Here is a 19,944-nt window from a genome sequence, read left to right as displayed (position 1 = left end):
ACAGCTCGCTAATCGTTCAGTTATGCAGCGTTCAACGATAAATTTTAATCGTTTTTTTGCGGTTAAACCTACTGGCTGGCGCATTTTTCACCCGACGTTTATAGGGTTAAACGGCTTTGCAATAAACTTTCCAACTGGTTTTGTTATCGGATGGTTTTTTTTATGTTTGCTTGCTGTTTCTCACACTCTGTGTAAATACCTCATATCTGTATTGACGTTCTTTCATTCTGTTGACAAATTGATGTTTCACTGGAGTAAGGGAAGCAGATTCTTCTGATAGATTTCATGCTATCAGAACCACCCGCCACCCCTTATCTCCTGTTGCCTTCGGGCAACTCGCACCGGCCGCACAAAAAAAACACAGGCCGGGCATACGCGCACAACACACATCACATATTGGAGCATAAGCATGAGTATTTCCTTGGCTAAATCAGGGGTGCTAAAGGTCGGCCTGAGCCTGATGGCGATGACCGTTGCCGTTAGCGTTCAGGCAAAGACTCTGGTTTATTGTTCAGAAGGATCGCCAGAAGGTTTTAACCCGCAGCTGTTCACCTCCGGTACCACTTATGATGCCAGCTCCCGCCAGGTTTATAACCGTCTGGTGGAGTTCACTATCGGTACTACCGAGCTGCATCCGGCGCTGGCCGAAAAGTGGGACATTAGCGAAGATGGCAAAACCTATACTTTCCACCTGCGTAAAGGCGTGAAGTGGCACACCACTAAAGATTTCAAACCCACCCGCGATTTTAATGCAGATGACGTGATATTCACCTTTGAGCGTCAGCTTGATAAAAACAACAAATATCACGGCGTCTCTGGCGGTAACTACGAATACTTCGAAGGCATGGACATGCCCAACCTGATCAGCAAAGTTGAGAAGGTTGATGACTATACCGTGCGCTTTACGCTGACCCGTCAGGAAGCACCTTTCCTGGCCGACCTTGGGATGGATTTCGCCTCTATTCTCTCAGCAGAATATGCTGACAAGATGATGCAGGCGGGTACGCCGGAAAAAGTCGACCTCAATCCTGTTGGTACCGGCCCGTTCCAGCTGCTGCAGTATCAAAAAGACTCACGCATCCTGTACAAAGCCAACGCCGAATACTGGGGCACCAGGCCGAAAGTCGATCGTTTAGTGTTTTCTATTACGCCGGATGCTTCGGTGCGCTACGCCAAACTGCAAAAAGGCGAGTGCCATGTTATGCCTTACCCGAACCCGGCGGATATTGCCCGCATGAAGCAGGATAAGAACATCAACCTGATGGAGCAGCCAGGTCTGAACGTTGGCTATCTCTCGTTTAACGTCGAGAAAAAACCGCTGGATAACCTGAAAGTGCGTCAGGCGTTGACCATGGCGGTAAACAAAAACGCAATCATTGAGGCCGTTTATCAGGGTGCCGGTCAGCCAGCGAAAAACCTGATCCCGCCGACCATGTGGGGCTATAACGATGCGGTGCAGGATTACTCCTACGATCCGGTTAAAGCCAAAGCGCTGCTGAAAGAAGCAGGCATGGCCGATGGTTTTGCTATCGACCTGTGGGCGATGCCGGTACAGCGTCCTTACAACCCGAATGCGCGCCGTATGGCCGAAATGATCCAGTCCGACTGGGCGAAAATCGGCGTAAAAGCCAAAATCGTGACCTATGAGTGGGGTGAATATCTGAAGCGCGCCAAAGATGGTGAGCACCAGACGGTAATGATGGGCTGGACCGGCGACAACGGGGATCCAGATAACTTCTTCGCCACGCTGTTCAGCTGCGCGGCGGCAAAAGATGGTTCTAACTACTCGCGCTGGTGCGATAAGTCGTTTGAGGACCTGATTCAGCCAGCCCGCGCCACGGACGATCATGAAAAGCGTATTCAGCTTTACAAGCAGGCTCAGGTGGTAATGCACGATCAGGCGCCTGCGCTGATTATCGCCCACTCCACGGTCTATGAGCCGGTAAGTAAAAAAGTGTCCAACTACGTGGTGGATCCACTGGGCGGCCACTACTTCGTAAACGTTGATATCGCTGAATAATCTACCGGGCCGGCAGCGTCTGGCCCGATAAATTACGTTGCTGTCGCTGCCGGTGATTTTACGGGTAGCGATGGCCCGACGGCGATGTCTGCAGGCTGAAGCGTTTTCATCCTCTTTCCCGGACGAAAAAAATGGCTAAGGCGCAATCTATTGCGTCGCGGCTGGCTTCACGCCAGCGCAGGATGTGAGCAAAAACCCGCCCTGAGCGGTGGGATAAAAATAGAGAAACCGGATTATGCTGCAGTTCATATTCCGACGTTTGGGTCTGGTGATCCCAACGTTTATCGGTATTACCCTGTTAACGTTCGCTTTTGTACACTTGATCCCCGGCGATCCGGTACTGATCATGGCCGGCGAACGCGGGATCTCCCCTGAACGTCACGCACAGCTTATGGCCCAACTGGGGCTGGATCAGCCGCTGTGGAAACAATATCTCACCTACATCAATGGCGTGCTGCACGGCGACCTCGGCATCTCCCTGAAAAGCCGTACGCCGGTATGGGATGAATTTGTGCCGCGCTTCAAGGCTACGCTGGAGCTGGGCATTTGCGCCATGCTGTTTGCCGTCGCTATTGGTATCCCGGTTGGCGTGCTGGCAGCGGTAAAACGCGGCTCCATATTCGACCATACCGCTGTGGGCATCTCGCTGACCGGCTATTCGATGCCGATTTTTTGGTGGGGCATCATGCTGATTATGCTGGTATCGGTGCAGCTTGACCTGACGCCGGTATCAGGACGATTAGGCGATGCGGTGTTCCTTGATGATACGCAGCCGCTGACCGGCTTTGTTCTGATTGATACGTTGATTTGGGGCGAGCCGGGCGATTTCCATGACGCGGTGATGCATATGATCCTGCCCGCTATCGTGCTGGGCACCATCCCGCTGGCGGTAATTGTACGCATGACTCGCTCATCAATGCTGGAAGTGCTGGGCGAAGATTATATTCGTACCGCCCGCGCCAAAGGGTTGACGCGGATGCGGGTAATTATCGTCCACGCGCTGCGCAACGCGATGCTGCCGGTGGTTACCGTTATCGGACTGCAAATCGGTACGCTGCTGGCGGGCGCGATCCTGACCGAGACTATCTTCTCCTGGCCGGGCCTGGGGCGCTGGCTGATTGAGGCCTTACAGCGCCGCGATTATCCGGTGGTGCAGGGCGGCGTATTGATGGTCGCCACGCTAATTATTCTGGTTAACCTGCTGGTTGATGTGCTCTATGGCGTGGTAAATCCGCGCATTCGACATAAAAAATAAGGGGGCGCTATGTCTGTTGTAAATCCGGGCGGCGTCAGCGCTGCACCCGTGCCGATGACCCCTTTTCAGGAGTTCTGGCACTATTTTAAACGCAATAAGGGCGCGGTCGTCGGCCTGGTCTATATTGTGATTATGGTGACACTTGCGGTATTTGCCGATCTGCTGGCGCCGCATGGCCCGGCGGAGCAGTTCCGTGACGCGTTGCTGCGTCCGCCGGTATGGCAGGAGGGCGGCAGCTGGCAATATCTCCTCGGTACTGATGACGTGGGCCGCGATGTACTGTCGCGCCTGATGTACGGCGCGCGGCTGTCGCTGCTGGTGGGCTGTCTGGTGGTGGTGCTGTCGCTGATCCTTGGGGTGATCCTCGGTCTGCTGGCGGGCTACGTTGGCGGAGCGGTGGATGCCACCATTATGCGTCTGGTCGATATTATGCTGGCGTTGCCAAGCCTGCTGCTGGCGCTGGTGCTGGTGGCAATTTTCGGCCCGTCGATTGTTAACGCTTCGCTGGCGCTGACCTTTGTTGCGCTGCCGCACTATATTCGTCTGACCCGCGCTGCGGTGCTGGTGGAAATCAACCGCGACTATGTCACCGCTTCCCGTGTAGCCGGGGCCGGTGCCATTCGCCAGATGTTTATTAACATTCTGCCTAACTGCCTGGCACCGCTGATTGTGCAGGCGTCATTGGGCTTCTCCAACGCGATCCTGGATATGGCCGCGCTGGGCTTTCTCGGTATGGGTGCGCAGCCGCCGACGCCGGAGTGGGGCACCATGCTCTCCGACGTTCTGCAGTATGCGCAGAGTGCCTGGTGGGTGGTCACCTTTCCTGGACTGGTGATCCTGCTGACGGTACTGGCATTTAACCTGATGGGCGATGGCTTGCGTGATGCGCTCGACCCGAAACTCAAGCAGTAAAGAGGCACCGAGATGGCATTATTAAATATAGAAAAACTGTCGGTGCATTTCGGCGAAGAGAAAGCACCTTTCCGTGCGGTTGACCGCATTAGTTACCAGGTCGAACAGGGCCAGGTTGTGGGTATCGTAGGGGAATCCGGCTCCGGCAAATCGGTCAGCTCGCTGGCGATTATGGGGCTGATCGATTATCCCGGCCGCGTAATGGCGGATAAGCTGGAATTCAACCAGCGCGACCTGAAGCGCATCTCTGAAAAAGAGCGGCGTCAGCTGGTGGGGTCGGAAGTGGCGATGATTTTCCAGGATCCGATGACCAGCCTGAACCCATGCTATACCGTCGGCTATCAGATTATGGAAGCGATAAAAGTTCACCAGGGCGGCAACCGTCGTACCCGGCGACAACGCGCTATCGATCTGTTGAATCAGGTCGGTATCCCCGATCCAGAATCGCGGCTGGACGTCTATCCGCACCAGCTTTCCGGCGGTATGAGCCAGCGCGTAATGATCGCTATGGCTATCGCCTGTCGGCCACGTCTGCTGATTGCCGATGAGCCAACGACCGCGCTTGACGTTACCATTCAGGCGCAGATTATTGAGCTGCTGCTGGAGCTGCAAAAGCAGGAGAACATGGCGCTGATCCTGATTACGCACGATCTGGCGCTGGTGGCGGAAGCCGCGCAGCACATTATTGTGATGTATGCCGGACAGGTGGTGGAAACGGGCAAGGCGAGCGATATTTTCAAAGCGCCGCGTCATCCTTATACCCAGGCGCTGTTGCGCGCGCTGCCGGAATTTGCGGCCGATAAAGCGCGCCTGGCTTCGCTGCCGGGCGTGGTGCCGGGCAAATACGATCGGCCCAGCGGCTGCCTGCTGAACCCGCGCTGCCCATATGCCACCGACCATTGCCGTGTGGAAGAACCTGAACTGCGTGATATTCCGGGGCGTCAGTCCAAGTGTCACTATCCGCTGGATGATGCCGGGAGACCAACCTATGCGTCCTGAAACTCAAGAGCAGCAATACCTGCTGCAGGCTATCGACCTGAAAAAGCACTACCCGGTGAAGAAGGGGCTGTTCGGCGAGCCACGGCTGGTGAAAGCGCTGGACGGCGTTTCCTTTAACCTTGAACGCGGGAAAACGCTGGCGGTGGTGGGCGAGTCAGGCTGTGGCAAATCCACCCTGGGCCGCCTGCTGACAATGATCGAAACGCCGACCGAAGGGCAGCTGTTCTGGCATGGTCAGGATCTGCTGAAGCACGATCCGCAGGCGCAGTCGCTGCGTCGGCAAAAAATCCAGATTGTGTTTCAAAACCCGTACGGCTCGCTGAACCCGCGTAAGAAAGTGAGCCAGATACTGGAAGAGCCGCTACTGATCAATACGTCGCTCAGCAAAGCGGAACGCCGGGAAAAAACGCTGGAAATGATGGCCAAGGTAGGGCTAAAGACCGAACATTATGACCGCTATCCGCATATGTTTTCCGGCGGGCAGCGTCAGCGTATCGCTATTGCACGCGGCCTGATGCTGGATCCTGATGTGCTGATCGCCGACGAACCGGTCTCGGCGCTGGATGTTTCGGTGCGCGCGCAGGTGCTGAACCTGATGATGGATTTGCAGCAGGAGATGGGGCTCTCTTACGTCTTTATTTCGCATGATTTATCGGTAGTGGAACATATTGCCGATGAGGTGATGGTGATGTATCTGGGTCGCTGCGTGGAGAAAGGCACCAAAGAGGCAATTTTCACCAATCCGCGTCATCCTTATACGCAGGCGCTGCTTTCCGCGACGCCGCGTCTGAATCCGGACGACCGCCGCGAACGTATCAAGCTGACCGGCGAGCTGCCCAGCCCGCTGAGCCCGCCGCCCGGCTGCGCCTTTAACGCGCGCTGCCGTCGCCGTTTCGGCACCTGCGTCCAGTTACAGCCGCAGTTGAAGCAGTATGGCGATCAGCAGATTGCCTGTTTCGCCGTGGATCAGGATGAGCAGCAGAAAGTGAGTTAAGCTTTAGGCGCGGCGGGCAAGCTTGTATCCGTTCCGCCGCAGCTTTATGACGTGGCCTGAAGTCTACATTCATCTTTAAGCCTGGCAATAGACGATTGGCGGGCTTTTTTAGTTAAGGCAGCAAGATTATCGATTATTCGATACCATATTTCTTCTGTTTAACGAAGTCAGGCTGTTTCCAGTTGGGGCCTTTTTTGATAAGCATCTTATCTCCCCACTCCACAATGCCTGCTTTATGTAGTCTTTCAAATGTTTTCAACAGCTCGCCATTACCTACGACATCAAACCGGTAACGTACAAAAAAATTATCTAATTGAGGATATCCGATCCCTTTTGTTGAACTGGCAAAGAAAGATACCACATCGCTAACGCTCTCTTTTTCAATCATCGTTTTAAAATCAATCATAGTCCTTCCCTCCAGGCTTGCTCCTCTGAAGCTTTAACGGCCTCAGGCGTATATAAAGGCTCATGCCTCTCATTAATTTTGTAGTCTTCTAAGGTAGCTGTATGAGTATTGTTCCAGACTTCTGCCTGATTGCTGGGTATTGCTTCATCTTTAATCCCTAAGTTACGATATCGCTCAAGCTCCCTAATCTCATGGGTATAAAAGCGTTTATCGATATCTGTAGCCTGCAGCTCACCCTTCAGGATTTTCTCCAGTCGTTCAATCATTACTTTATTTGCAGCAGATTCAGCAAACCGCCCTGTATGCAGCTTTACTTCTTCTATTCCTTCACGATCAATGACGGTAGTACGCCAATCCAGATCTTTAATCGGGCCGCCTGCCTTTTCAGTATGAAACTCGCGTCCGCTATGTTTACCTTTAGCATTCGTTTCACCATAAGGATTGCTAAGCACTACATATACAGGCTCTACGCCTGTACCGCTGGCATCGGGGCGCCAGTAGATAAAATCCTGAGGTTCTACAATATCCGCTATTGGCGTCGTGATCACCTGAGCGTAGGGTATCGGCTGAATTTCACCGGATAGATGGCGAGGGAAATCAAAAAGTGAGTTTCCATGTATATCACCGGTATGTGAGGGTGATGGCGTATTTACCGGAACGGGATTAATTAATATCGTGCGTGACGGGGAGCCCTTTCCGGCGGGAACGATAATGCGATCCAGCCCTGTTTTTTCATCGCGTTCAACTTTAAGCACCGGTACCGTTTTTGACAGACCGCCATCCCCTGTTTTTAGTAATTTCAGCACAGGATGGTAATGTTCCTCTGCCAGCGAGGCGCGCACCGGTAGCTCCACACTATTAACGCCTGGCTGGAGAGGAGGGTTTGTCCCTGTTAAGGCGTCTAACGGCAGCGAAAGTGCCAGAGGAACTTTGTCGCTACCTTTGCCAGCATTTGCTGGCCAGAGCCCTGCAATAATAACGGCTGCACTTAGGCTGGATGAACTAAGCAACGCTGCGGCACCCTGAAGCCACGCGCTTTGCAGGCTTTTAACTAACTGAGGCGCTTTGAAAAGCTGATTAATGTAGTAACTGCCCCCGATAGTGATTTCTTTAGCTATGGTGGTTGCCGTGGCGGAGGAACCAATCCATGTGCCGTAGCCCGCAATAGTAAATTCTATGGTACCTGGCAGGCCGCCCAGAATAAGGGCATTAGAAGCAGGCATTGCCGCTTCTATTTTGGCCATTGCTTCAGCGGCCGTTTTCGCTTTGGCTTCCGCCTGCGCTCTGGCTTTTGCTTCAGCGGCAGCTTTCGCTTTAGCTTCCGCCTGTGCTCTGGCTTTTGCTTCAGCGGCAGCTTTCGCTTTAGCTTCCGCCCTGGCTTTTGCTTCAGTGGTGCCTTTGGCTGTCGCCGCCTGGTTTTCAGCAGCCTGACGCTGTCGCACTTTTTCTGCTGTAATTACGCAAGTCATAGCAATATACAGGGGTGCCTGCTTACTGCCCGGTGGAAAACAGGCAATAAAATCATGTGTATTACTACCAACCGTCGCCCCGGCTGGGCGCAATTTTCCACTCTTGACTGATGTTTTCCAGGGGAGTTTCTGCTCTTTTACTCCTTTGGCCGGAAAGCTGAGGTAGAACTCCAGAAAGTTAAATTCCCCAGGCATCATGCCGCAGAAAAAAGCCGTCGAACCGCCATACTTTGTGGCTCTTACCGGGATTAGCGGTATATGAAATAAGCTTTTTTTGTCCCGACGGCGGCAAGGTGCTGTTTCCCGCCATGTACTTCATCCAGAATGCGCATATTAACGCCTACGCTTTTAGGCAGGGAAGAGCCCGCCGCAGGAAGGGAGGCATCCGTCATCACGCTGGCTGGCACAATAGTAATAACCGGCACTTCCGAATTCCACATTGATGGTTCGGCGTACGCTGGCTCAAATACCCAAAAATCCGCGCTCATCAGGCTATCTCCCTGCGGTGAGGCATAGCCCTGCTTAACCTGAGTAATGGAGGCCAGCGTCTCCTTTCGCATTTGTTGCGGAACAGCGATTTGCATGCCATCAACAGCAGGTAACCAACCATTACCGGTAAGCGGATCGAAGCCGGTACTGGTAATCTGATTGAAAATCTCCTCAGGAGATGGCTTGTTTGTTTTCGGCCAGACAATCATAGTATTCCCGCCTATCACGCCATCGGTAGGAATACTATCTTTAGTCAAACCGTCATTTTTGTTGTTTCCCATCATCTACTCCTTGTAAAACAGGGTGAAATGTCACTGTATTTATATACAGGTGATCCCGTCCTAAACTTATTGAATTCCTTTCAATAATTTATTGTGTTTATTTCCATCTGTTGGGTTAGATTTAATTAACAGGATTATCGTTATTGATAATAATTTTTTTAGTTTAACTTTATGAAGTTAAAAGGCGTTGATGTGTTACCTCTTAGCTAATCTGGCGAGATACATATTTCTTCTTTAATATGCATTTCGCTAACTATTACAAGAAATCTCTCAAATTAAGTTCTTTAGCTTTGATGACCTTTTTATACAAAGCAGACACTATACTTACCAGGCCAGATATCATAATGATAAGAACGTTCTTATGGTCGAACTTAAGACTTCATAAAAGGAAATGGCCGGGGTATAAAAGGTGTAACGCCTACAAATTAATAGATGAATAATAAGGGTTAATATGGAAATTACTGCTGGATTGTTTAGGTCAAGGAAGAAACCGGTAGATGAAAATGAAATGGTGCTAAAAGAAATAATAGCAACACATCATAATTCGCTTTATGAACGTATTATTTGTCAAAACCTCCTGTCAGGAATTAATAACGTTGAGGTTATTCGCAACTCGTTGCTTACCTCCAGCGATCAGCTGAAAAAAGAGGAGGAAATTATTGAAAAACTTAATGAAAAGAACCTACAGGCACGAAATTTTATTCATGCGCTGTTGGATAAGATGTGCGAGTTTGAAAAGCATGCTGAAAATGGCAATGAGGTCAGTCGGGCGCTACAGGCATCGGTAGAGGATATCAGGGAATGCGTAAGCGATATTAACCGTCTGGCTAACCAAACCGATCTGCTGGCGATCAATTCAGCGATAGAGGCTGCCCGGGTGGGCACCATGGGGCGTGGTTTTACTGTGCTTTCAAAGGAAGTAAAATGCCTTGCGGAAGAGGTAAAAAACCAGTCAGCCAAAATAGAAAAAATTACTAACGATATTAAAAAGTCGGCCGATCAGGTTGCTGATAACTGTACAACCGTAATTAAGGCCCACGTAATTGTTAGACAAGAGGTTAATGAAGCCTGCGAAGCCTTAGAAGAGGTGATCAAACGTTCAACGCGTATGCAATCCGTTATGCGCTTTATTTCCCGGCAACAATTTCTGAATACGGTGAAACTTGATCATATTGTCTGGAAGCAACAGGTCTATTCCCTGCTGTTCAATAAAGATAAGAGAGGCAAAGTTAACACCCATCATGAATGCCGGTTGGGCAAATGGTATTACGAAGGGGAAGGACTTGTGCTGTTTGCCGGAAATGAGAAATTTCGTCAGCTTGAACGGCCTCACGCTGAAGTTCATAACAGTGGACGTGCAGCGTTAACCGCATTTTGCCAGAATGATGTTAAAGCAATGGCCGACTTTCTGGAAAAAATGGAGCAGGCCAGCTCGCAGGTAATCCTGATTATCGATGGCCTGATCGAGCAAATTGCTCCGGGCGATATTGCCTGAGTCTCACGGCCATTAAAAAAGCCCGCATCATTTAGCGTACGCTGACGGTTAACGATCCAGTCAGCGTAGTGAAACGATACGGACTTCTTATCTCCCGATGTTAAAACGTGGCGGACGCCGGTATATAACGCGCCCGCCAGAACCGGGATTTATTGCGGATAGGGCACCCAGTCGCCGCCGTTCAGGCGTATCCACGGCTTACCCTGATACATCATCACAATCGCATTATCATTTTCTGAAACAACCGGCGTCTGCGGCAGATTTTCCGTCAGCACCGACATATTTACATTCGCCGCATTAAATACCTGTCCGTCAACCACGCGTGAAATCAGTTCAGAAATCGCCAGCAGGCTGGTCGGGGTATCTACGGTTAACGCCTGTCCCTGATGCGGTGCCTTCATGCCGACAAAACGAATGCCTACCGGAACGTGGGTAATGCCTGGGCTGGGAATATCACGCAGACCGGACATCTGCATCTTATCGCCTACCACGGCGGCCCCATGCTCCGGCACCACCATCACCAGAACCTGGCGTCCCGATTTTTCCAGGTTCGTCAGGAAAGCATCCAGCTGATCGAACAATACCTGCGCACGCGGCTTATAGGGTGCGGTGCCGGTGCTGCCGAGCGCGCGCGTCCCGTCATGCAGCGGGATCAGGTTGTAAAAGGTCGCGGTGCGTGCATCGCTGCTTTGAATACGATCGTCCAGCCAGCGCTGCATCAGCTGCGCATCGTTATAAACCGGCGAACCGTCAAACGAGGTCAGTTCCGGCGCAATCCCGGCCTGCGACATTAACGGTGCCTGAAGATCGCCATCCACACGCAGCTCCTTCAGGTAATTACCGAATACGCCGCTATGGTCCATCATTAACTGTTCTTTAAAGCCCAGCTTTGCCAGGTTATCAAACAGGTAGCACTGCCGATCCGCAGGTTTATAAAGATCGCTATGGGAAGTCTGACCGCAGCTGGCGCGCAGCAGTCGAATACCGGCCGGGCCGCTGTAGCCGGTTGCCGAGTTGTAATTGCTGAACAGAATATCAAAATGCTTCCACAGCGGATGGTCACGCAGCTGAACCGCATCAATATCTGACCAGGCGAGCGAACAGATATTAATAATCAGGATGTCAAACGGCTGCGAGTCAGGCGACAGCGCAGCCGGGAATTGCGTAACGCGCTGTTTCTCCGTTTGATAAAAGCGGTTCAGATAAGCGGTCAGGTTGGCGCTGGTCGGCGGGGCGGATTCATCCAGCGCGTTTTTATCCGCAGCGGCGTTATTGGCTGGTGTTTTATTGTTCAACACCACATCCGGCGTGGCCGCCTTATTTGGCAACAGTGAAACAGCCGGGCCGGCAAGATTAATGAGGTTTATCCAGATCAGCAGCAGCGTCACCAGCACCGTGATCCGTAACCACTGAGAAATAAACAGATACAGCACCAGCATCACAAAGGCGGCACCGACCATCTGCCAGTTAATAAACCGATTCACCAGGTCAAGCAGATAAGCGCCGGAAAAGCTTGCCAGCTGCCCGCCCTGGCTGATAATGCTTTCCGGGCCGGGGAGCCAGGTATCGTGCCAGAACAGCGCAAAGCCGAGCGGTAATGAGATCCAGCTACGCAGACGGTGCAGCCGCAGCGAGGGAAGGGGAAACAACAGCCAGGCGAGGAATACCAGGTTCGTCAAGGCATGAAAATTAAGATAGCCGAACCACAGCAGCGCAAACTTAATTAAAAAATAGAAATTCCAGCCGCCCAGCCCGCGCCAGCTACGCCAGAAAGCAGCCGTGGAAGACGGCGTCTTTTTACTCTCAGTCATTATTTATCTTTATCCGTTTTGTTGGGCCGACGTTGCCAGGTACCTTCATATTTTAATGAGCGTGGCGACAACAGCCGCTGCGTGACGCTGCGCCAGCGGGCGGGAAGCCAACGGGTATACAGTGGTCTCAGCAGCAGCGCGATCAGCACCAGCAGAATTGAAATCTGCACGCCATCAATAAGTGTCATTCGCGCACAACCCCCGATCTATTAAAGCTGAGTACCACCGGCTGCGGTGTCTGACGTTCAACCGGCTGCGGCGGCGTTACTTCCGGCAGCGCCACCTTCGTCGCTGGCGGCATATCTTTCCACGCCTCCGGCACCAGCGTTTTCATCTGCCTGACTTCAGAAAGGATCTGTAAATCTTCAAACCAGACCAGACGGTTGGAAAACAGCTCATCGTGCGGCAGACGGAAAATAAACTTCAGCGCGGTATCAAGATCGTTATAGCGGCATGAGGAGAGAAACAGATAGAGTCGATCGCCGCGTACCGTTACCAGATCGCCATAACGACGCGGCTTACACAATGTGAGCGCTTGCTCAGGTCTTAACTCAGGCACCGGGCGCAATGCCACCAGCAGCCCTTTGCCATTTTCCGGCAGTAGCGTATTGCTGACCAGCTGCGTAACCGACTGGCAAAAGGTATCCAGCGATAGAAATCCGCGCTGCTGCAGCGGCTGTAGCGACTGCAACAGTGCATCAAGATTGGCAGGCACATGGCGGTTATAACGCTGTCCCTGAAGGCTTTCCAGCGTGGTCAAAAAGCGCGACATCGGTGCGCCAAAGGGCACGATGGCGTTAACGCCGCAGGCCAGCAGCAGCCGCTCATCGCTGTAACGCAGGCTGGTTTGCATTTCACGCACCATAATCTTCAGCGCGGCTCCGCGCATGCGCCGCAGAGTGTGGATATGCTGCGAGAGTATGCGGATCTCCTCGTTATGATTTAGCGAGAAAATCACCGTAGCGGAATCCGCCTGCTGGGCGCGTGAGGCAACCATATCGTTACTGTCAAACAGCTGCCAGTGGCTGGAGAGGGGCGGCGCGCCCTCCAGAACCTGGCGTTCTGCAATACAGATGGCTTCATCATTCAGCGTCAACGGCGTATTCTGGTCATTTTCACGCATTGCCGCAAAGCCGGCGTCACGTGCGGTTAAGCGTAGCGCCCGATCCGCCATCAAACGTTGATCGTGACACCACCAGCTAACACGGTAATTCCAGCTGTCCTGCTGATATTCCAGATGCGCCAGGCCGTTTAATTGCCGAAAGGTGCTCAGTAAAGTCTGTCGTAAACTATTTACACCGGAGCCGGAAGTAATAATTAACAGGCAGCAATCCCGAGCGGCCAGTGTACGGTTGATTTTTTTTATCCATGCGATTAATTCCACAGGTGATAGTTTTTCTATGAAAGAAAAATTAGTGAAAAATAATATCAATCGCGGCTTCGCTGAAAGCGTGCGGGCTAAATCTTCCGGTAAATCTAACAGCGCACGACGTTTTTCCGGCAAAGAATAAAAAGGAATACGCTCTGGCCCATTGGGCAGCGCGGGTTCCAGTAATGATTGCGGCTTTTCACCAGCGCTAATTAGCGTCAGCGCCTGCTGAGCGCCAATAACCTGACGCGCCAGCAACCGGGCATCATCAGGCCGGTTAACGGTAAGCCAGTAGCAGCCCGGCGGCTGCATTTCTATTAATTCATTCTGAACCTGCTCAATGCCGAGCGTAAAAGAGAGTGCCATAGAAGTTTCGCAAATTGGTTCAACAGAAGCTATTTTATTATAGACAGGGATTTATTTCGCCTGGATAATTTAAACAAATATAATAAAGTGCCAGCTCATACGCTTATGTCTTTATCCTTACTGTGGGTAAGGAAACTCAACGCTATTCAATGTCTTTCTAAATGGCAAGGTAAATGAAAAAACCGCAAGAAATTTCTGTTATGTCTGACAATTTCAGGCTAAATGATGACATTAGTAAGCTTGGCGAAGCTTTTTCTTTTTCTGCATTTCGCTATGTTGATATTGCGCGTGAAGAACGACTGGCGTCTATTCTTGCACGCTGGCCATTATTAAATGAGCTATCCGCGCAACAAAAGGAAAATGCATGCCGGTCTTAGCGCTACAGGGCGTGCGGGGAGGCGCGGGCACCACTTCCGTGACGGCGGCTCTGGCCTGGGCGTTACAGCAGCTGGGCGAGCCGACCATCGTGATGGACTGGTCGCCCAGCAATCAGCTGCGCCAGCATTTTAATACGCCGCAGAGCGAGACTCGCGGCTGGATGCGCGCCATGCTGGACGGTGAAGACCCACAGCATGTGGCGTTACGCTACCCCAACGGCCCTGACTTTATCCCGTTTGGCCAGCTAACCTGCGCAGAACGCACACGCTTTTACACCGATCCAGCGCCGTTCGTACATGCATGGCTGCCTTACCTTGCCGCGTTAAAAACCCATTACCGCTGGGTTTTACTCGATTTGCCGGGCGGCGAGCAGCCCTGGCTGCAGCCGGTTTATGCCCAGGCTAATCAGCTGATTCAGCTGCTGGTAGCCGACGGCAACGTTCATTTGCGGCTGCATCAGCCCGTTGATGAGCTGCAGCCGCTTTATCTGCTCAACCAGTTTAACGCCAACAGCAAAGTTCAGCAGGATCTGCATCAGCTGTGGATCAGCACGCTGCGCAATCTGATTCCGCTGATGATCCATCGTGATGAAGCGCTGTTTGAAGCACTGCTGAATAAACAGCCGCTGGGAGAATACCGGCCGCTGGCGCTGGCCAGCGAAGAGATCACCACGCTGGCGAGCTGGCTAATGCTGCATATCCGCGAGGAGAGCGTATGAATCCGTTACGCTGGCTAATTGCGGCGCCAGCCTGGCAGGCACTGAGCGCGCGTTATAACGGCTATCTTCAGGCTGGCACCTCAAGGCTGGCGGCCAGCATTCACTGCTTCTGGCTGGTGCTGGGCTGGTCGCTGCTGCGTTTTGAAAGCGCTGGCTGGCAGCGGATTATTGCGCAGCGCCGCACGCTCTACCCGCATATTTCCCCGGAGCGCCCGCGCCCGCTGGACATCGTGCGCTTTTTTACACAGAGCCTGTGGTTGTTGCTTTTCCTGCCGCAGGATGGCAGCGCTGTTAGTCAACGCAAAAGGTTTAACGCGTTTCGCCACCTGTTCAGCTGGCGTCAGGGCTTTCATCAGTGGCTTGATCGCCTGCCGCAGCGTATTCAACATGGCGATCGGCTGGAACAGCGGCTCAGCCGCTTGCCGCCAGCGCTGCGCAAATTAGTCTTTGTTTTATCGAGCATTGCTGCTGCCCTGCTGGCGCTGCTCTGTATCTCTCAGCCGCTTGATCTGTTTACACAGTTTATCTTTGTGGCGATGCTGTGGGGGCTGGCGATGGTGGTGCGCCGTGTGCCGGGTCGGCTGGCGACCATGATGCTGATCGTGCTGTCGCTGACGGTTTCCTGCCGCTATCTCTGGTGGCGTTATACCTCCACGCTGAACTGGGACGATCCGCTCAGCCTGACGTTCGGTCTGCTGCTTATCGGCGCGGAAACTTACGCCTGGGTGGTGCTGGTGCTGGGCTATTTCCAGACGCTGTGGCCGCTGCATCGTCAGCCGGTCTCGCTGCCGGAAGATCCGCGCCTGTGGCCAACAGTTGACCTGCTGGTGCCCACTTATAACGAGCCGATGAGTGTGGTAAAACCCACAATTTACGCCGCGCTGGGCATCGACTGGCCGAAAGATAAGGTCAATATCTACATTCTTGATGACGGTAACCGCCAGGAGTTTCGCGATTTTGCGGCCAGCGTTGGCGTGCGTTATGTGGCGCGCCCGACGCATGAGCACGCCAAGGCGGGCAATATCAATAATGCGCTGCGTACCGAATGTCAGAGCGAATTTGTCACTATTTTTGACTGTGACCATGTGCCGACGCGCTCTTTCCTGCAAATGACGCTGGGCTGGTTTATCAAAGATAAAAAGCTGGCGATGCTGCAAACGCCGCATCACTTTTTCTCTCCCGATCCTTTTGAGCGCAACCTGGGCCGTTTTCGTCGCACGCCGAACGAGGGCACGCTGTTTTATGGTCTGGTACAGGATGGCAACGATACCTGGGACGCCACTTTCTTTTGCGGCTCCTGTGCGGTATTGCGCCGCAGCGCGCTGGATGAGATCGGCGGCATCGCGGTAGAAACCGTGACGGAAGATGCGCACACCTCGCTGCGTTTACATCGTCGCGGCCATACTTCCGCCTATATACGCATCCCCCAGGCGGCTGGCCTGGCAACGGAAAGTCTTTCTGCGCATATCGGTCAGCGTATTCGCTGGGCACGCGGCATGGTGCAAATTTTCCGTCTCGATAACCCCCTCATGGGCCGTGGCCTGAAGCTGGTACAGCGACTTTGCTATGCCAACGCCATGCTGCACTTCCTGTCGGGCATTCCGCGCCTGATTTTTTTGCTGGCGCCGCTCGCCTTCCTGCTGGCGCATGCCTATATCATTTTTGCCCCGGCATTAGCGATCGCCATTTATGTGCTGCCGCATATGCTGCATACCAGCCTGACCAACTCGCGCATTCAGGGCCGCTACCGTCACTCTTTCTGGAGTGAGGTCTATGAAACGGTGCTGGCCTGGTACATTGCCCGGCCCACCACCGTGGCGCTGTTTAATCCGCACAAGGGCAAATTTAACGTGACGGCGAAGGGCGGCCTGGTGGAAGAACAGCATCTCGACTGGGTGATTACCAAGCCTTATATGGCTCTGGTGCTGCTTAATCTGGCAGGCGTTTTCATGGCGGTCTGGCGTATCGCTTACGGCCCGGAAAATGAGGTATTGACGGTACTGGTCAGCCTGCTGTGGGTGTTCTACAACATGATTATTCTTGGCGGGGCGGTGGCTGTTTCGGTCGAAGCGCGTCAGATTCGTGAGGCGCATCGCGTGGAGATGGCGATGCCCGCTGCGATTGCCCGTCAGGATGGTCATATGCTGCCCTGTACGCTGCGCGACTATTCGGACGGCGGCGTAGGCGTCGAACTGCGCGAAACGGATGCGCTGAAAGATGGCGAAGAGATCTCTCTGCTGCTGCGACGTGGTCAGCAGGAGTTTAGCTTCCCGGCAAAGGTGCAGCGCGTATTTGGCCGCCGGGCCGGTATCCGTCTGACTAACCTTTCCACGGCGGAACATATTGAATTTATCCAGTGTACCTTTGCCCGCGCTGATACCTGGGCGCTGTGGCAGGACGGCTTCCCGGAAGATAAACCGATTCAAAGCCTGACCGACATAATGATTTTGGGCTTTAAAGGCTATATCCGCCTGGCTGAGTATGGGCCGGCGCGATTACGCCAGTTGTTCTTAATGCTGACTGCCTTCCTTTCCTGGCTGGCGTCGTTTTTTCCCAAAGGCGTAGGAAGCGCAACGGCAGGCGTTGCCGGTGTGAAACAATGACTCAACTGATGATGTGACAATGACGAGAAAAATAAGCTGGTTTACCGCAATGCTGATGGGGCTGCTCCCGCTAGCCCATGCTGCCCCTGAACCCCATCCTGCGCAGCAGGCGATGGGTATTGCTCAGGTAGAGGAAGCTGCTGCGCCCGCTCAGATTCAGCCTGCCGATGCGCAACCCGCTGACGCTCAGCCCGTGGCCACGGTTGTTACGCCGTCAGTTGCCGGTGCGCCGGTGCGTAACAGTGAGTTAAAGTTCACTAACGTTGCGCCGCCGCCGGGCAGTTTGGCGCTACGGGGCATCCGTACGGATGGACAAATCGAGTTTGGCGTACGCAGCGATGAACTGGTAACGCAGGCGGTGCTGCATCTGACCTGGCGCCCTTCACCGGCGATGCTGCCAACCTTATCGCATTTCAAGATTTACCTGAATGATGAGCTGGTGGGGCTGGTAACCATCACGCCGGAACAGCTGGGTAAAGAGAGCCAGACGACAGTTAACATCGATCCACGCTTCATCAGCGATTTTAACCGTGTGCGCTTCGAGCTGGTCGGGCATTACACCAACATCTGTGAAAATCCTGCCAACAGCGCCATCTGGCTCGATATTGGTAAAGAGAGTCGGCTCGATTTAACGCTGCAAAAACTGCCGCTGAAAAACGACCTTTCTGACTTCCCGGAACCTTTTTTCGACAGCCGTGATAATCGTCCGTTGCAGCTGCCAATGATATTTGCCAGCGCGCCGAATTCTGATGAGCAACACGCGGCGGCGCTGCTCGCCTCATGGTTTGGGGTACGGGCGCAGTGGCGCGGCCAGTCATTTCCGGTGCTCTATAATCAGCTGCCGCAACAGCAGCATGCGGTGGTTTTCGCCACCAACGCGCACCGGCCCGACTTCCTGAAGGATTATCCGGCAGTTGATAAACCCACCGTGGAAATCATCAGTCAGCCCGACAACCCCTATCAGAAGATGCTGCTGGTTCTGGGGCGCAACAATGAGGATCTGCTCACGGCGGTAAAAGGTATCGCCCAGGGCGATGTGCTGCTGCGCGGTCAGTCCGCTACCGTTGAACAGGTGAAACAGCTGACGGCTCGCCAGCCTTATGATGCGCCAAACTGGGTGCGTACCGATCGCGCCACCCGGTTCTCTGAGCTGCAACAGTATGAAAACCAGCTGCAGGCAGACGGCATTCAGCCCTCTCCGATTAGCCTGACGCTAAACCTGCCGCCGGACCTGTTTCTGGTGCGTGCGCGCGGTATCAAAATGGATCTGGCCTACCGTTACACCTCGCCGTTGCAAAACGACGGCTCGCGGCTGGCGGTTAACCTGAATAACCAGTTTATGCAGGATTACCCGCTGCAGGTAAAAGACGATAGCGGCAAACAGCTGCTGCATATTCCGCTGATTCAGGGATTACAGGATAACGGCACTTCGCTCACTATTCCGGCGCTGCGTCTGGGAGTGATTAACCAGCTGCGTTTCGATTTCGATTACGCTGCCACCGTGATCGGCGGCAGCAGCGATGGACGCTGTGAGACGGTGTCGCCGGTAACGAATCATGTGGTAGTGGATGGTAATTCCACTATCGATCTCTCCGGCTATCGTCACTATATCGCGATGCCTTCGCTGCGTGCTTTCGCCAACGCTGGTTTCCCGTTCAGCCGCATGGCCGATTTATCGCAGACGCTGGTTCTGGTGAACGCCCAGCCGCAGGCTGAACAGGTAAGCGCTCTGCTGAATGCCGTAGGCAATATCGGCGCGCAAACCGGTTTTCCGGCGCTAAACGTGCAGATCAGCGACGACTGGTCAAAAGCCAAATCAACGGATGCAGATATCTTGCTGATTGGCACAGTACCTGATGATTTACGCGAAGATAGCCGCATAAATCTGCTGGTCGAGCGGGCAAAAAGCTGGGTGAATAAGCCGATGCGCCAGGCGGTACTGGATAATGTTGATACGCCGGCAGGCGATCGCACCGCCGCCAGCCGTACCACCATTGTTTCCGACGGACCGATGGCGGCGATCATTGGCTTCCAGTCTCCCTTCCACGATCAGCGCAGCGTCGTGGCGCTGCTGGCGGACAGCCCACGCGCTTACCAGCTGTTAAATAACGCCCTGCTTGATAGCGGTAAACGCGCCGCGATCTACGGCTCCGCCGCCATTATCCGCGAATCTGGCATTAACAGCCTGCGCGTAGGCGACAGTTACTTTGTCGGGCATCTGCCGTGGTGGGAACGTCTCTGGCACGCGCTGGCGTCCCATCCGCTGCTGATGGGGCTGTTTGCGGTGGTTGTCGTACTGTTGGTGGCCCTGATGGTTTGGCGGCTGATGCGGCTGGTGACGCGTCGTCGACTGGGTAATGAGGATGATGAGTGATTGCG

The 19,944-nt window shown here is 53.4% G+C and carries 16 protein-coding genes; 10 read left to right on the top strand and 6 right to left on the bottom strand.

Annotation, left to right across the window (positions count from 1 at the left end):
- Window positions 1-409 precede the first annotated feature (409 nt).
- From dppA to dppF, 5 genes are all read left to right on the top strand, one after another.
- Entirely contained in the window at window positions 410-2,020 is a 1,611-nt protein-coding gene (dppA, locus tag ACQE3Y_RS08195) for a dipeptide ABC transporter periplasmic-binding protein DppA (RefSeq protein WP_426973899.1), read from the top strand.
- A gap of 235 nt (window positions 2,021-2,255) precedes the next feature.
- Window positions 2,256-3,275 carry a dipeptide ABC transporter permease DppB gene (gene dppB, locus ACQE3Y_RS08190; RefSeq protein ID WP_426981388.1) on the top strand — a complete coding sequence of 340 codons (1,020 nt, stop codon included), beginning with the start codon at window positions 2,256-2,258 and terminating at the stop codon, window positions 3,273-3,275.
- A 9-nt stretch (window positions 3,276-3,284) separates the two neighbouring features.
- A complete protein-coding gene (gene dppC, locus ACQE3Y_RS08185; RefSeq protein WP_426981386.1) occupies window positions 3,285-4,187 on the top strand; it encodes a dipeptide ABC transporter permease DppC in 903 nt (300 codons plus the stop codon).
- A gap of 12 nt (window positions 4,188-4,199) precedes the next feature.
- Window positions 4,200-5,186 (top strand): dipeptide ABC transporter ATP-binding protein, encoded by a 987-nt coding sequence (dppD, locus tag ACQE3Y_RS08180; protein ID WP_250651383.1) that lies wholly within the window; start codon window positions 4,200-4,202, stop codon window positions 5,184-5,186.
- Complete coding sequence (gene dppF / locus ACQE3Y_RS08175; protein WP_250651384.1) at window positions 5,176-6,180, top strand: dipeptide ABC transporter ATP-binding subunit DppF; 1,005 nt, start codon at window positions 5,176-5,178, stop codon at window positions 6,178-6,180. The genes dppD and dppF overlap by 11 nt, the downstream gene beginning before the upstream one ends.
- A gap of 133 nt (window positions 6,181-6,313) precedes the next feature.
- Here dppF and ACQE3Y_RS08170 read toward each other — a convergent pair whose 3' ends face one another.
- From ACQE3Y_RS08170 to ACQE3Y_RS08160, 3 genes are read right to left on the bottom strand one after another with little or no spacing between them, the layout of a single operon-like run.
- Window positions 6,314-6,586 (bottom strand): hypothetical protein, encoded by a 273-nt coding sequence (locus ACQE3Y_RS08170; protein ID WP_426973901.1) that lies wholly within the window; start codon window positions 6,584-6,586, stop codon window positions 6,314-6,316.
- Entirely contained in the window at window positions 6,583-8,304 is a 1,722-nt protein-coding gene (locus ACQE3Y_RS08165; protein WP_426981467.1) for an S-type pyocin domain-containing protein, read from the bottom strand. Before ACQE3Y_RS08165 ends, ACQE3Y_RS08170 begins: the two co-directional genes overlap by 4 nt.
- Entirely contained in the window at window positions 8,304-8,825 is a 522-nt protein-coding gene (locus tag ACQE3Y_RS08160) for a colicin-like bacteriocin tRNase domain-containing protein (RefSeq protein ID WP_426981384.1), read from the bottom strand. Before ACQE3Y_RS08160 ends, ACQE3Y_RS08165 begins: the two co-directional genes overlap by 1 nt.
- A 451-nt stretch (window positions 8,826-9,276) precedes the next feature.
- Here ACQE3Y_RS08160 and ACQE3Y_RS08155 point away from each other — a divergent pair, with 451 nt between their 5' ends.
- On the top strand, window positions 9,277-10,320 hold the full coding sequence (locus ACQE3Y_RS08155) for a methyl-accepting chemotaxis protein (RefSeq protein WP_426981382.1): 1,044 nt from the start codon (window positions 9,277-9,279) through the stop codon (window positions 10,318-10,320).
- A 149-nt stretch (window positions 10,321-10,469) separates the two neighbouring features.
- On the opposite strand, the gene bcsG is transcribed toward ACQE3Y_RS08155, so the two are convergent.
- From bcsG to bcsE, 3 genes are read right to left on the bottom strand one after another with little or no spacing between them, the layout of a single operon-like run.
- A complete protein-coding gene (gene bcsG, locus ACQE3Y_RS08150) occupies window positions 10,470-12,131 on the bottom strand; it encodes a cellulose biosynthesis protein BcsG (protein ID WP_426973905.1) in 1,662 nt (553 codons plus the stop codon).
- A complete protein-coding gene (bcsF, locus tag ACQE3Y_RS08145; RefSeq protein WP_426981380.1) occupies window positions 12,131-12,319 on the bottom strand; it encodes a cellulose biosynthesis protein BcsF in 189 nt (62 codons plus the stop codon). The genes bcsG and bcsF overlap by 1 nt, the downstream gene beginning before the upstream one ends.
- Window positions 12,316-13,866 (bottom strand): cellulose biosynthesis protein BcsE, encoded by a 1,551-nt coding sequence (bcsE, locus tag ACQE3Y_RS08140; protein WP_426981378.1) that lies wholly within the window; start codon window positions 13,864-13,866, stop codon window positions 12,316-12,318. Before bcsE ends, bcsF begins: the two co-directional genes overlap by 4 nt.
- A 173-nt stretch (window positions 13,867-14,039) precedes the next feature.
- Between bcsE and bcsR the strand changes: the two genes are divergently transcribed.
- From bcsR to bcsB, 4 genes are read left to right on the top strand one after another with little or no spacing between them, the layout of a single operon-like run.
- Complete coding sequence (gene bcsR, locus ACQE3Y_RS08135) at window positions 14,040-14,243, top strand: cellulose biosynthesis protein BcsR (RefSeq protein ID WP_426973908.1); 204 nt, start codon at window positions 14,040-14,042, stop codon at window positions 14,241-14,243.
- On the top strand, window positions 14,231-14,962 hold the full coding sequence (gene bcsQ / locus ACQE3Y_RS08130; RefSeq protein WP_426981376.1) for a cellulose biosynthesis protein BcsQ: 732 nt from the start codon (window positions 14,231-14,233) through the stop codon (window positions 14,960-14,962). Before bcsR ends, bcsQ begins: the two co-directional genes overlap by 13 nt.
- Window positions 14,959-17,565 (top strand): UDP-forming cellulose synthase catalytic subunit, encoded by a 2,607-nt coding sequence (bcsA, locus tag ACQE3Y_RS08125; protein WP_426973910.1) that lies wholly within the window; start codon window positions 14,959-14,961, stop codon window positions 17,563-17,565. The genes bcsQ and bcsA overlap by 4 nt, the downstream gene beginning before the upstream one ends.
- Before the next feature lie 19 nt (window positions 17,566-17,584).
- A complete protein-coding gene (gene bcsB, locus ACQE3Y_RS08120) occupies window positions 17,585-19,939 on the top strand; it encodes a cellulose biosynthesis cyclic di-GMP-binding regulatory protein BcsB (protein ID WP_426981374.1) in 2,355 nt (784 codons plus the stop codon).
- Window positions 19,940-19,944 lie beyond the last annotated feature (5 nt).

This window comes from Pantoea sp. FN0305, assembly GCF_050113845.1.
Taxonomy (GTDB): Bacteria; Pseudomonadota; Gammaproteobacteria; order Enterobacterales; family Enterobacteriaceae; genus Mixta; species Mixta alhagi.
The sequence above is the reverse complement of the archived record's forward strand: the minus strand, read 5'-3'. Positions and strand labels throughout refer to the sequence as shown.

Coding starts and splice junctions, on each gene's coding strand:
- dppA (WP_426973899.1), top strand. CDS start 410: ATGAGTATTTCCTTGGCTAAATCAGGGGTGCTAAAGGTCGGCCTGAGC.
- dppB (WP_426981388.1), top strand. CDS start 2,256: ATGCTGCAGTTCATATTCCGACGTTTGGGTCTGGTGATCCCAACGTTT.
- dppC (WP_426981386.1), top strand. CDS start 3,285: ATGTCTGTTGTAAATCCGGGCGGCGTCAGCGCTGCACCCGTGCCGATG.
- dppD (WP_250651383.1), top strand. CDS start 4,200: ATGGCATTATTAAATATAGAAAAACTGTCGGTGCATTTCGGCGAAGAG.
- dppF (WP_250651384.1), top strand. CDS start 5,176: ATGCGTCCTGAAACTCAAGAGCAGCAATACCTGCTGCAGGCTATCGAC.
- ACQE3Y_RS08170 (WP_426973901.1), bottom strand. CDS start 6,586: ATGATTGATTTTAAAACGATGATTGAAAAAGAGAGCGTTAGCGATGTG.
- ACQE3Y_RS08160 (WP_426981384.1), bottom strand. CDS start 8,825: ATGGGAAACAACAAAAATGACGGTTTGACTAAAGATAGTATTCCTACC.
- ACQE3Y_RS08155 (WP_426981382.1), top strand. CDS start 9,277: ATGGAAATTACTGCTGGATTGTTTAGGTCAAGGAAGAAACCGGTAGAT.
- bcsG (WP_426973905.1), bottom strand. CDS start 12,131: ATGACTGAGAGTAAAAAGACGCCGTCTTCCACGGCTGCTTTCTGGCGT.
- bcsF (WP_426981380.1), bottom strand. CDS start 12,319: ATGACACTTATTGATGGCGTGCAGATTTCAATTCTGCTGGTGCTGATC.
- bcsE (WP_426981378.1), bottom strand. CDS start 13,866: ATGGCACTCTCTTTTACGCTCGGCATTGAGCAGGTTCAGAATGAATTA.
- bcsR (WP_426973908.1), top strand. CDS start 14,040: ATGAAAAAACCGCAAGAAATTTCTGTTATGTCTGACAATTTCAGGCTA.
- bcsQ (WP_426981376.1), top strand. CDS start 14,231: ATGCCGGTCTTAGCGCTACAGGGCGTGCGGGGAGGCGCGGGCACCACT.
- bcsA (WP_426973910.1), top strand. CDS start 14,959: ATGAATCCGTTACGCTGGCTAATTGCGGCGCCAGCCTGGCAGGCACTG.
- bcsB (WP_426981374.1), top strand. CDS start 17,585: ATGACGAGAAAAATAAGCTGGTTTACCGCAATGCTGATGGGGCTGCTC.